The following is a 13329-nucleotide window of genomic DNA, read 5'->3' on the forward strand; positions in this document are numbered from 1 at the left end:
TGCGTACCCTCCCGCCTGCCGATAAGCGTATTTTGCCGCAGGCCAAACAGGAGAGATACTTTTTCAACAGAATCGGTCGAATGCAGTCCCTGAATTACCTTTGCTGCGCCCATTGGGATGGGCCTTCGAGTGCCTTTTTTCATCCGCAAGGGATTTTAAGTCCCAAGGGAAAATCAATCAGGTTGCACCTTTCAATAGTTTTTCCGGGTCGCAATTACGCATTTTTGGCTGCAATCCAACCCAATGTTTCCGCGTACCTTTCAGAGATTGCGGACCGGAAAAACCGTCCCATTTCAGCGTTAATGTATGCACTTGCTCCGAACCGATCTACATCATGGTATGCCGATAACGCATACCATAGCGCTCGCTGTGTGGCCCTTGGCCCCTAACACCCGATGCTTGGGGCTGTAGGGAAACACGCGGCCTCCAGAGGAGGTTTTGCGCACATCCCTCCCTCGGCGTCCTGTCGACCATTCAACAATTATTCCAAGCTACGGATTTCACCTGCTACGCTGCTTCCGTTCACGGAGGAAACACGATGCCCAACAATGACCTGCTACCTTCCCTGCTATTCAAGATCAACGAAAACCAACTCGCCCTGGAGGCTGCCATTATGGTGCTGACGCTTTGGGTATAGCAGCGCGGTGCGACCGAGGTCGGTGGCAATGTACGTGGCGCCTTGGAAACGATCGACAAGAACGAAGAGTTCATCAAAATGACGCTTGCGGTACTTATGACACCCGAGTGATCGCTCATAAAGCTACCTCGTTTCCTGCGCCATCATCCCAACTTGAACAGCCGCTCTCGCCCAGCCGGGTAACACGTCCATCGAACAGATGGCCCTCGGCAACCGATCACGTAAGACGTTAGAAAGCTACTGGCTTCGGATCGACTGCGGCCCTTCGCGACAGGCAACAATCGGCCAGGTTGCTTACTAACCAGAATTAGGGGGTATGAACCGTGTGGGCCTGACCAGAGTCGATGTCCAGCATTTGTTCGACGTTGCCGTGATCGACAGTAATAAGACATTTACCCGCTGTCTAAATACGACCGCAAGGTCAAGCAGCACGGTTGGGCTGCAGCACTCCCGTAAAACAGGAGTACCACATTAGCTGGACAAAGCCGCCAAACAATACGCAGTCGACAGTTCAAAAATACTTATGAACGACGACCAGGTTGGAATCCATGACTACTCGCATTCCATACGGCCAGTAGACTCAGGACTGCAAGAACGAATAGAGCCCAAGGGAAAGAGCCAGGACCTGCATACTGAAGTAACACGCCCCCTAGAAGCCCGCCGCCGGCGACCGCGAGATTAAACACGGTGACCAACATTGATTGCGCGACATCTGTCCCTTCACCCGCATTATCCGCGATAGCCGTCTGCAACAGCGTTGGCGCCCCACCAAAGGTCAGCCCCCACAAGGCGATACCCACAAGAGTGATAATTGAGCTGCCATTGGCGATGCCAATGACTAATGCAGCCACGGCAAACAGTGTAAGACTAAGAATCGTCAGAGTCCTGAGTGAGCGATCTACAAACACCCCGGTTATCCAGATTCCCAAGACGGAAGACGCACCAAACAAAAACAACACCACATCAACATAGTCGGCGAGGCCGACAGACGCCAGATAAGGCGCGATATAGGTGTAGAGAATGTTGTGGGCCAAGATCCAGGCGAAGATCACGAAGAGCACTGACCGGATACCCGGAGTAAGAAAAATGTCTCGAATGGATTGACGCTTTGAAGACGACTGGCCAGGGAAATCCGGAACACAGGATCTGACCCAAATCAACAGGGCAAATGAGAGCCCTGACATTATCCAAAATACACCCCTCCAATCCGAAAGGCCGCCCAACCAGGTCCCCAATGGAACGCCAATCGACAGAGCAATGGGTTGGCCCACACCGACAATGGCCAACGCTCGCCCCTGAAGATGGTTAGGTACCATACGTCTGGCGTAGCCAGCCAGCAGTCCCCAAATAAGACCCGCGGCCATCCCCGCGATAAAACGCGAGACAAGTATCACCACGAAATTAGAAGAAAGCGCCGTAATCGAGTTGAAAACCAGCAAGCCAAAAATAGCCAGAAGAAACAGTGGTCTCCTCCGCCAGCTGCGAGTGGCCGCAACGATAGGGATCGCGGCTAAAACCGAACCCAAGGCATAAAGGGTTACCAACTGACCGGCAAACGCTTCTGAAACTCCGAGGCTCAACCCAATCTGTGGTAACAGGCCCGCTGGCATGGTTTCAGTCATGATGGCAATGAAACCCGCTAACGTAAACGCCAGTAGTTTCCAAATGGGAATACGCTCGCTATAGTCGATATCGGAAATCGGTCGACTGGAAAAGCTATTGTCCTGAGCTGTCATAATACATTCACCGCTTTAATAATTTGGGACTTTGCAAAGTAGATGTGCACGCTGGAGGACCTCGGGCTCATAAACCTCCGCATGCCATCCAAGGGGGTCAATAGGCTCGAGCGCTATTGATATTACATTTGCACTGCACGAAAAAATCGACTCCAGTAACTGCGAAACACTTTCGCTGATCTGTCGCTTCTGCTCTTCAGAAATGTCGTTACGAAAATACTTTATATTGACATGAGGCATGACGGCACCCTCTACAAAAAAACCGAAACTTTAGGTGCCACTGCTTCAAGCTGCATCATTCTTGATGCAATCGCATCAACCAGGTTATTTACTCCTGCCTCCTTTAGAATTTCATAGTGATCAAAACTAAGTTCAAACACCTGATGAGTTGCTGTGAGACCGCCTAAAGACGCCTCAAGGAACGAGTAATCATCACCAACCGCCTTGAAAATTGAAATCGGGGCAATGATCGTGTGTTCAGTCAGCTCCTTGAATGTGTATTTAAACTCATAGGTCAACTCAACAATTCTTACGATTCTTTCAATAACACTCGAATCTAAGCTTGGGTATCGAGCGGCCACAAACTCGATGAAGTCTTCATTCGTAGTCACCGACGACAAGCACTGAGCGAGTTCAGGGCCTGAGATAGAACTGGCAAAAACAGAATAGAGAATTGTCAAATAATCCCGATTAAGCGTGTTTGTCGAGTGCACCGATATAGAATTTGCTGATTTCCGTGCTTCAGGTGAACCTGGAGCAATCAAAAATAAATTATCAACAATGTCCCCTGCCTGCTCGAGTTGATACGCAACCTCAAAGGAGACTCGCGCGCCAAAAGAGTACCCCCACAGCGTATACGGACCTTGTTTTTGATGTTCCTTGATCAGTTTAATATCTTGCGCCGCCATCGCCTTGATCGTTGAATAGGGAACCTCCCCTTCATTGATACCCAGTGCCTGCACAGCAAAAAATGGCCTGTTCAAACCGTTACTTGTTGCAAGCAAGCGCAAATTCATGGGGTATCCGCCAAGCCCTGGCCAGCAATAAATTGGCGCACCGGTTGATTCAACATTTAATTTAATCAAACGAGAAATCTGCTGTATTTTCCTTTCCTCGAGAAGCATGGCGAGTGATTCAACCGTTGCAGCTGAGAAAATGGTCTGCAGAGGCAGCGAAGCTTTCAAAGCCTTATTGATCTTGTTAATTAACACAACAGCAAGTAGCGAGTTCCCGCCCACTTCAAAAAAATCATCGGTTATTGACAATGACTCGCAACTCATAACATCTTGCCATATCCGCGCAACTTCTTTCTCCATGACAGAGCGAGGCAAGATATATGCTCTTTTTACGCGCTGCCCCTCAACGAGAGATTTAAGCAGCTGAACATTAACTTTCCCATTGGAGGACAGTGGCAATTTATCAAGGACAATAATCTTATTGGGAATCATGTACTCAGGCAAAAAACTGATCAAATCCTGCTTTATTATTTCCGCCGGCCCTTTTGAATGCACAGCATCTTCTTTCATCCCTTCACTACGAATCTGCTCTTCACTGACTCGACCAGCCAGGGCAAAATACGAAGGGCCAGAGCCGAAATCTGCATCTTTCAAGATTGCGTTCAATCTCTTGGCGGTCAGCAAATCATTTCCGGTCTTGCTGCTGTATCCAGAGGACATCAACCCGATACTAATTCCATTTTGTTGTAGTTGTTGAAGTCTTCTGCCGAGATCAACATAGTTACTCCAACCGTCGAAAGCTTTACTGACAATTGAGATACCGAAACTTGAGTTTTCATACGTCTGCTGATTAATTGCAATCACATGCTTTTTCAATATCAAATCAGAGGAAATCTTCAATAACTCACCCTCTGAATATCGATACTGACCTTCGTTTAGATCCATTACTTTACCAGCATGGGTCTGGACCAGTAACTCTACCGGCCCACCAAAACAACTATCTGCCGAGGGCACGACATCGTAGCTGCCGATATAAAAATTATCACTTGTACAATCCAGAAACACGCTGACATTAGGCGTAAAATGTCCAGTTCCAATGCCTAATCCATAAGCGGGCAAAACATAGTCTAGCAATCCGAGTATGTGCCCTGCTTCCATATCCAGAACTTCAATTACATTATTTTTGTAGACCGCTTCGATGGCTGACTTTTTGCCCATAAAGTGGATGGTTAATCCGTGAGTGCGCCCTCCCTCGATCGGTTGAATTAAAACGAGTTCATGGTCAACCGGTGAAAAATAGTAGTAACCTGAAACAATGCCTGCGACATTGTGAATTTCGAGATAAAGCTGCGTCGCATAAAGAGCACCTGGCGACGCATAAGCATATTTCGGCAACAAACGCTCCTGGCTTGTAAAGGGGCCGAGCGTTCGAAGTATTTCTCCGAGCGTGCTAATGGAAACTTCGCTTATACTTGTCGACTCTGTTGCGATGACGCGGTGCTCCAGCAATTCTACAATATCTTTTTTATAGATCGCTTCGCCTTCGAAAAAACGGTATGTTTTCCGAGCAAACGCTTGCTTCCTTTGTTGCTTTGATGCCATTTTATGAGGAAGAACGATGACCGGTTTCCCTGCATTTTCCGCATCGCTTCGCAACCCAAGGTTGCTCAGTTGTGCCTTGACCTGGACTCGACCTTCCTTCGATTGATGATGAGCACCATGGTTTCCTTGATCCATCAGCGTTGCCTCACGTGGATTCAACTCTAAACACGCGATTAGAGTCTGACCCCCCGTGTGTGAATCACTATCAATAATAGCGGCAGCGCTTTTTACCCAATCATGATTCTCAATGGCCACACGAATTTCGTCCAACTCAACACGATAACCCCGTAGTTTTACTTGGTTATCGACGCGGCCAACGAATTGAACACTGTGATCCCTATTCCAGCTTGCGAGGTCGCCAGTTCGATAAAGTCGAATCTTTTGTTTGGCATCGCCCACCGATAACTTTATAAATTTTTCGGCCGTCTGCTCCGGCTTATTCAAATAGCCACGTGCGACCTGCAGACCGCCAATATACAACTCACCGACCCTGCCAACTTCTGTATTCGGAACAACTTCATGACCATCGACAATATAATAACTAGTGTTACTAACGGGAAAACCGATGGAGATTACCTTAGGGCCATCTAAAACCATCTGGTTATCGACCGTGACAGCTGAAGCATTGATCGTGCACTCAGTAGGGCCGTAAAGATTTATCAGGCTGCACCCCGGCATCACCTCGAGGCAGCTTTTCGCAAGCTTTCGCGTGAGTGCTTCACCTCCACTGAAAATCTGCAAAAGAGTTGTACACGCTACGAATTCTGGCTCATCAATCAGTGCCTGTAATAATGTAGGAACGCACTGAATAGTACTGACTTTAAATTGTTGTATGGTATCTATCATCGCGCAGGGATCTCGATAGATACCTGACTTGCCCATCACTATTTTGGAGCCCAATGCGACAGAGAGAATTTCCCACTGCGCAGCGTCAAAGCTCATGGGTGTTTTACGCAAAATCGTTTTTTTATTATCAATTTTGTATTCTTTATTCAACCACAGTAGCTGGTTAAGAATGCTACGATGCTCAATCTCGACGCCTTTCGGTTTTCCGGTTGTACCCGACGTGTAAATCACATAGGCGAGGCAGCTACCTACCAGCCTTTTAGTCCGCGCATTTGAGGAGTCGGCCTCAAAATTTGATTTCAGCTTGACGTCATTCAGCGTGACAATGATCACGTCAGAAAGAGCCAGTTCCTTCAACTTTTTGACTAAATGAATCTGGGTAAAAATCACTTTGATCTTCGAGTCCTCGATCATATAACGGACTCGTTCATCGGGATATTCTGGAGCCAACGGCAGATAGGCACACCCGGCACGGAGAATTCCCCATGTACCAATCATCATATCCATTGAGGGCTCAGCATAAATACCGATACATTCATTTACTCGAACACCGAAACTTACAAACTCATCAGAAAGCAACTTACTCTTTACATCCAACTCTGAATAGGTCAACGCTCCTTCCTCTCCAATCACCGCTACAACTTCTGGAGACTCCGAGCATTGATGTAGAAACAAATCCACCAGTGTCAAGTCACTACCATCTGAAAATTTTTTATACTTTTCTTCATCGGATTTCTGTTTCCCTACAATGATTGAATCTGCAACCTTCATTTGATTCCTTTCCTTTATTTTAGTATTTGAAAAATCGGCACAGCACAGCTAGACGCATCATTAACATGACCGCCAAGTCAGATATTTCATTCGAACATTAATCGGACTAGCAGTCGTCGCGCCGATTTTCATGACGCAGAGTTCCGAAACGAAAGCTTCAGAGCTGTTTATATAATTTATTAGTGATTTTCTAGAAGAGATCCGAATCCGCTGAAAGAGTCTATGAGGCCACTCTGTCTCAGAGCATGCCAATAGAGCACAACATTATTGGAGATGACTGGTTTGTTTAACCAAGCCTCAGCAATCGCAGCCGCACGAGCCATTGCGACATTTGTACCGACCTGGACAATGGCTTCCACATCAGCGCTATCAACTTCCTTGATAGTCTGAAATATTTTCTCTTGGGAGATGTGCGATATCTGGGCTGGGCTGTAGGCTCCAAGCCCCTGAATTGCAACGACCTCATAACCATTATCCGTAAAGAACTTGCTGACGGTGTTATCGCCCACTGGCAGGTACGGGGTAATTACCGCGATACGCTTGATATTGCCAAAGGCTCTAAATGCCGCTTGATAGGCGTCTGGACTGGTCGTTACGGGTACACCTCCGGTCATGGTCAAAAATGAATCCATTACACGTTCATGGCTCCCGGGGCCATCCCAGTAACTCTCGGGTGAAACACCAATAATCACCCTGTCTGGCTTGCACGTGAGCAAGCTATGGATAGCATCCCCCGTGGACGTTCGGATATTGTTCAAGACACTATTGAAACCAGCTTTCTTGTCCATCAATTGGTCTTGAATCAGCATCCTGCTTGCATGATTTGTAACTCCCTGCACCCTGAGAGAGTCTGTTTCTGGCTGCATGGAAGTGTTAGTTGAAGGGAGTACAATCCCTACTTTCAGGCGATATCCAAGTGCATCAAACATAATTTATCTCAAAGCCGATGGTATTAGCATCGGCCTATCTAGTTCGTGGGATCTACACAGTACTGCTGCTATTATTTAGCAAGGTATGAAGCGGCCATGTCCTTGTCGCCATGACCGGCTTGCAGAGCGCGGTTGAAACGTAAGCGCTCCATGAACCCCACATTCCAAGCGGATAGCTGACAGCTGATGCTGTGCTCCCGATTTCCATCAGGAGCCCGTCACCATGATGCGTCCCAATTCCAGCGTTGAAAAAGTGTACCTCTACCCAAAGCCGGTAGATTTTCGAAAATCCATCGATGGCCTGGCAGCGCTGGTCGAACTGGATATCAAGGTCGCGGTGTTCGACCCCGTGCTCTTTGTTTTTCTGAATCGCTACCGTAACCGCGTCAAAGTGTTGTACTGGGAGCGCAACGGCTTCTGCCTTTGGCTCAAGCGCCTGGAGTCCGAGCGTTTCAAAACTTCACCCGATGAGGTGGACGAGGCTATCGTGCTGACCGTCCAAGAACTGAACTGGCTACTGGATGGATTTGATCTCTGGCGCAACCGTCCGCATAAGGTTTTAACTCCAAGACTCGTCGCCTGACGGGTATAATCCGGGCATGAATTTGATGCCCGAAGACCTCCCTGATGACCCTGTTCTGCTCAAGCAAATGTTGCTTGAGGCGCTCAGTCGTCAGCAAGTAACTGCTGAGGCATACCAAACTCATATCGTCGATTTGAAAGAACAGATCAAACTGCTGCGCGACCGTTTGTTCGGTCGCAAATCCGAGCAGACCGTTGAACCCAATACCCCTCAACTGGCGTTGTTCAACGAGCCCGAAAGCGAGCCGATGTCTTCAATCGGCGACGCTGACGAAGAAGTTGTTGCTCCGACTTCGCGTCGTGGCAAGCGCAAGCCCCTGTCTGCTGATCTGCCGCGCATCGAAGTCATCCACGAACTTCCCGAGCACGAACTGACGTGTGCCTGTGGTTGCCGCAAGCATGTCGTCAGCGAAGAAACTAGCGAGCAGCTGGATATCGTGCCGATGCAAATCCGCGTGATCAAACACATCCGCAAAGTCTACGGGTGTCGTGGTTGTGAAGCGGCGCCGGTCATTGCTGACAAACCGGCTCAGTTAATCGAAAAGAGCATGGCCAGTCCGAGTGTCTTGGCGATGTTGTTGACCACTAAATACGTCGACGGCCTGCCGCTACACCGTTTCGAAACCGTGCTTGCCCGGCATGGTGTGGACATCCCTCGCCAAACCTTGGCGCGGTGGGTCATCCAATGCGGCGAGCATTTGCAGCCGTTATTGAATCTAATGCGAGATCGGCTGCTGGAAAGTCGGGTCATCCACTGTGATGAAACTCGCGTCCAGGTACTTAAAGAACCGGATCGAGACCCAACCAGCCAATCCTGGATGTGGGTGCAAGCCAGCGGGTCGCCGGATCGCAAAGTTGTGTTGTTCGACTACACCTCCAGCCGTGCGCAGGAAGTGCCGTTGCGCCTGCTGGAAAGTTATCGTGGCTACGTCATGACTGATGATTACGCGGGTTACAACGCCTTGGCGTTACAGCCAGGTGTGGAGCGATTGGCGTGCATGGCCCACGCGCGGCGCAAGTTTGTCGACGCGCAAAAAGTGCAGCCCAAGGGCAAGACGGGACGTGCCGATATCGCCCTAACAATGATCAACAAACTGTACGGCCTCGAGCGCGAGTTCAAGGACGGCGATGATGAACAGCGTTTAATCGGCCGTCAGCAAAAGAGCGTACCGATCTTGGCTCAGTTGAAAAGCTGGTTGGAGAAAACGCAGCCCCAAGTCACGCCACAAAGTGTGCTGGGCAAGGCTGTTAACTATCTTGCCAGCAACTGGAGCCGGCTGGAGCGGTACGTGGAAGCCGGTTTTTTACCGATCGACAACAATACGGCCGAAAGAGCGATAAAACCGTTTGTTATCGGTCGCAAGGCGTGGCTGTTCAGCGACACGCCCAAAGGCGCCACCGCCAGTGCTCAGATCTACAGCCTGGTGGAGACCGCCAAAGTCAACGGCCAAGAGCCTTATACGTGGCTGCGCCACGTACTGGAGCAGTTACCACATGCGCAGTCGGTGGCGGATTATGAAGCGCTGCTGCCGTGGAACTGCTCGCCAGAGATACGACGTTAAGCCTGAACCCTACCATGGGGTGTATGGATCGTATCGTAGGCTAGGACCTTTCGACGTCCTTCGATGTACCGCCAAGTTCTCCAGGCACGTGATGAATCAGGTGGAGGATGCCGCCTCTCGTGATGGCAAACACACGAAACTGTTCCGCAAAGTTCTCGGACAGCTCAGCTATCTTCGGAAGGAGCCGAGCAGGCTTCCCTCCGGCAACACCCTTCTTGGCAGTTTGGGTGCTTTGGGTGCGCTCTCTGCCCCGACCTGCACCGTCACCACTCCATATAAACCCGAGAACGCCCCGCCCCACACTCACCCAACCCTTATAAGCACTCAACAAGCCCTGATCCGCACCTAAAAACGCCGCTTATTTCTCGACGACTTTCAACTGAAAACACCGTAGACGCACCTACGCCACACCCTCTCAACCCGGATGCCCACCCTAACGCCCCGACACAAACCAGATCAGCACTCATATCGCACCGAGGGCGATATTGCCGTGGCGCACATGGACCCAATTCAGGTTCATTCACGCCTGCACCGGTCAAACCAGCATGGGGCTCCAGTTTCCTGGTCACGAAATGGGGGCCAAGCCAAAGCTAAAACATGGCCAATATAATTATGCGGAGCTTGATAAAGACGCACAGCCGATTGGGATTTCAGAAACAAGTCCCGCGCGATGCCGGTATTGATCACTCGTGCAATATCGCGAGAACAAGTCGAGAGCATTTCGGCGCATAAATCCGCCCGCCTCACCCGATGGCGTGGCAAACCGATGGAGGGAGGCTGAAAACACACTCGAATCAGTGCCAAATTGGGGGGACGGAAACCAGTTAAAACACCGTCTAATGTAATTATACGAACTGACCTACGTGTTCCCTCTGTTTTCCTGCTCTCCAGGGTGCAAGACGGGATGCCCGGACGAATACAAATTTTGGCAATTTTGTGCCACAAGTAGAGAAGTCGGGAGCATAGCTTCGGGCATCAGATGGCGGCTTGGAATGCGGGGTTCATGGAGCGGATACCGTCGGTCGAGGACTACGAAGCGTTACTGCCGTGGTACTGCTCGCCGCAGATACCACGGCAGACCGTTGCCCCACCACTGGGTAGGTGGGGTTTATGGATCGCATACGTTGAAACGATTGAGCCCGGCCGCTACAGCATCTACTTTTACGCCAGCCTCCTTGGCTGCCTCAACGACCAGCTCAGCGTCTTTGACAGCGTTCGCCACTGAGAAGCTAACGGTGTAATCGCCGGACAGAATCGACGCCGCCTTCAGCTGAAAATACATGCTGTCCATAGGACCGCCTTTCACAACATCAACCACTAGAGCAGGATCAACGCCTAGCGCCTCCGCGATAGACAAACTTTCTGCAATGCCGTGAGTGAGAGCGAAAGCCCAGCTATTAAGGGCCAATTTCAACTTGCTGCTAACACCGCTTTGTTCAGAAACCCACAAGGTGCGTTTGCCGATCGCATCGAAGATGGGTTGAATCGCTTCACGTTGCGACAGGCTGCCGGATGCAATGATGATCAGTTGCCCTTGTTCCGCAGGTCCACGAGTGCCTTGAACCGGTGCGTCATAGAACTCCAAACCATGTTGCTCGGCAAATGCAGTCAGTTCTTCATTCGCTTTGACACCTACGGTGCTCAACTGAAGCCAAACTGTACCTTTTGCAAGGCCTGGCAGCGCGGCTTTCATCGCCTCAAGTACTGCAGGACCGTCTTTCAACACAGTCAGGACAATACTCGCACCACGTACCGCATCTTCTGCTTTTTCAAACACTTCGACGCCCGAAACCGAAAGAGCTGTTGCTTTCTCATAAGTACGATTCCACGCATTTACGGTAAATGCATTTTTCTGGAGGTTACGCGCTACCGCAGCCCCGATAATGCCAGTCCCAAGTACCGCAACCGTTTTGGATTGAGCGGATGCTTGCGAAAAGTTAGTCATTTTATATCCCTATCGATCGTTAGCTTAAGTTTATCAATCAGTACAGCAAAGACGCTTTAGCATTTGATGTGCTCAGCGCCCGTTTACATCCAATTAACACATTTGTCTAAAACAGACTGCATTTTGGAACGATCGGTACAATACTGGGCAAAAAAAATCTACTCACCTAGCCACTGCCAAATCGTTGCTCTCAAAGAGCGCTTATTGCGACATCAACAATATCTTCCAGTCTTTCCGCGCGTTCTTCTTGTTGACTTCCTTTGCCGAGCACCCTAATACCCTGAATGGTACTGACAAAAAATCTGGCGAGCGCGCCCGGTTTTTTTTCTGCTGATATTTCACCGCTCTCCTGGCCTCGTTTTATCAACTCCTTGAGGGCACGCTCCATACGGGTAAAGTTTTGGGCGACCAAATTTGCTATGTCTTGGTCATGCCTTGCCAACTCCAACGAGGCATTGGCGACCATGCATCCCAGACTCTCTTTATCATTGAGTTCTTCCGAAACAATCTTCATCAGCAATTTGCGCACGATATCTCGTACCAACCCTTCCTCGGATAAAATCGAGATGTTTGGCGCAGTGAGTTGGTAATAACGACGTAGCGCAAACTCGTAGAGACCTAGTTTGCTACCGAACGCATTGTAGAGACTTCCGCGTCCGAGCCCTGTTCCTTCTACAAGATGCTGAATGCTTGCCCCGCTATACCCTCGCAGCCAAAAAACACGCATAGCCGCTTCGGCTATGGCATCTGAGTCAAACTCCTTGGGTCTCATAAGGTTGCGCGCTCTGGAATGATCGTTCCAAATAATCTAAAGCTTCTTTTTCAGATAGTCAACAGCCGATTCCCGCGTTGAAATCCGGGCTCCTGGCGTCTACCCCAGACAGCGCAATGGTTCAAGGAACAATCTTCACAGCAAAAAAACTCAGTGAATCCCGCAAGCTCTTTTCAGCTCTGGGGATTGTTTCGAATCTTCTTGCAACATGGTTTGAAATCGTGCAGCGTAAAAAAAGCTCGGGCCTTGAGTGAATTCTGTGCACTTGATTTTAACTAAAGCTCATTCAACTCTCACACTTACCCCGAACAGTCGCGTCCTCGATACCGTAAATCGAGCGGCTAGCTGACGTTAAAAACCTATCAGCAAAGGATTTATATATGAATATGGACATCATGCGCACCGGCCTTGAAACTGCGGCGTATTCAGAGACTGTGACTATCCCGGCCACATCCTCTCTTACGTACGTCAGCGGTATTCTGGCGGATTTGTCTGATATTGAAGTACCTCCAGGCACAGTATCATCCTACGGCGACACAAAAACACAGACCCTTTCGGTGTTCAATAAAATCAATAAAATCCTGCAAGCGCGCAATTTGTCCATGGCGGATATTATTCAAATTCGAGTCTTTCTTGTGGGAACCGTAGAGTTTGACGGGAAACTTGATTTCTCAGGCTTCCAGCAGGGTTACAATATGTTTTTCGGGTCTTCAGATCAGCCAAACAAGCCAACTCGAACCGCTGTTCAGGTTGTCGCCCTGCCGCTACCAGGTACATTGGTAGAGGTTGATGTTATTGCGGTTGGCCGTTGAGGACCAAGAGAGCATCTTAAAATTTTTTGTGTTGTTATACATGGCCGATTCACCCCTTTGTATATCGAAGCTCTGGCAACACCCACGACGACACGCAGTTGTATCTAGGGTGCAGTTTTAGAAAAATTTTACCCGCCAGCCGGTGAGGCCATCGCCTCACCGGCTCGCTGAATATTGCT

At 49.4% G+C, this 13329-nt stretch carries 8 protein-coding genes and 1 pseudogene; 4 read left to right on the forward strand and 5 right to left on the reverse strand.

The window, feature by feature from the left end:
- Nucleotides 1–538 precede the first annotated feature (538 nt).
- Nucleotides 539–748 (forward strand): annotated as a pseudogene (locus tag JQF37_RS31540) (hypothetical protein).
- A 410-nt stretch (nucleotides 749–1158) separates the two neighbouring features.
- On the opposite strand, the gene JQF37_RS25850 reads toward JQF37_RS31540, so the two are convergent.
- The 3 genes from JQF37_RS25850 to JQF37_RS25865 form a co-directional block, all read right to left on the reverse strand.
- Complete coding sequence (locus JQF37_RS25850; RefSeq protein ID WP_204149822.1) at nucleotides 1159–2373, reverse strand: MFS transporter; 1215 nt, start codon at nucleotides 2371–2373, stop codon at nucleotides 1159–1161.
- A gap of 251 nt (nucleotides 2374–2624) precedes the next feature.
- Complete coding sequence (locus JQF37_RS25860; RefSeq protein ID WP_204149824.1) at nucleotides 2625–6548, reverse strand: amino acid adenylation domain-containing protein; 3924 nt, start codon at nucleotides 6546–6548, stop codon at nucleotides 2625–2627.
- Between the two features lie 179 nt (nucleotides 6549–6727).
- Nucleotides 6728–7477, reverse strand: a complete 750-nt coding sequence (locus JQF37_RS25865) for a hypothetical protein (RefSeq protein WP_204149825.1) — start codon at nucleotides 7475–7477, stop codon at nucleotides 6728–6730.
- Between the two features lie 223 nt (nucleotides 7478–7700).
- Between JQF37_RS25865 and tnpB the strand changes: the two genes are divergently transcribed.
- Both tnpB and JQF37_RS25875 read left to right on the forward strand, forming a co-directional pair.
- Nucleotides 7701–8060: an IS66 family insertion sequence element accessory protein TnpB gene (gene tnpB, locus JQF37_RS25870; protein ID WP_223272752.1), complete on the forward strand. Its 360-nt coding sequence runs from the start codon at nucleotides 7701–7703 to the stop codon at nucleotides 8058–8060.
- A 16-nt stretch (nucleotides 8061–8076) separates the two neighbouring features.
- A complete protein-coding gene (locus JQF37_RS25875) occupies nucleotides 8077–9621 on the forward strand; it encodes an IS66 family transposase (RefSeq protein WP_130211639.1) in 1545 nt (514 codons plus the stop codon).
- Between the two features lie 1108 nt (nucleotides 9622–10729).
- Here the strand turns inward: JQF37_RS25875 and JQF37_RS25880 are convergent.
- Together JQF37_RS25880 and JQF37_RS25885 are read right to left on the reverse strand one after the other, a co-directional pair.
- Complete coding sequence (locus JQF37_RS25880; protein ID WP_204149826.1) at nucleotides 10730–11566, reverse strand: NAD(P)-dependent oxidoreductase; 837 nt, start codon at nucleotides 11564–11566, stop codon at nucleotides 10730–10732.
- Between the two features lie 190 nt (nucleotides 11567–11756).
- Entirely contained in the window at nucleotides 11757–12338 is a 582-nt protein-coding gene (locus JQF37_RS25885; RefSeq protein ID WP_204149827.1) for a TetR/AcrR family transcriptional regulator, read from the reverse strand.
- Between the two features lie 380 nt (nucleotides 12339–12718).
- Here JQF37_RS25885 and JQF37_RS25890 point away from each other — a divergent pair, with 380 nt between their 5' ends.
- Nucleotides 12719–13150: a RidA family protein gene (locus JQF37_RS25890; RefSeq protein ID WP_204149828.1), complete on the forward strand. Its 432-nt coding sequence runs from the start codon at nucleotides 12719–12721 to the stop codon at nucleotides 13148–13150.
- Nucleotides 13151–13329 lie beyond the last annotated feature (179 nt).

The organism is Pseudomonas sp. MIL9, assembly GCF_016887925.1.
Taxonomy (GTDB): domain Bacteria; phylum Pseudomonadota; class Gammaproteobacteria; order Pseudomonadales; family Pseudomonadaceae; genus Aquipseudomonas; species Aquipseudomonas mohnii.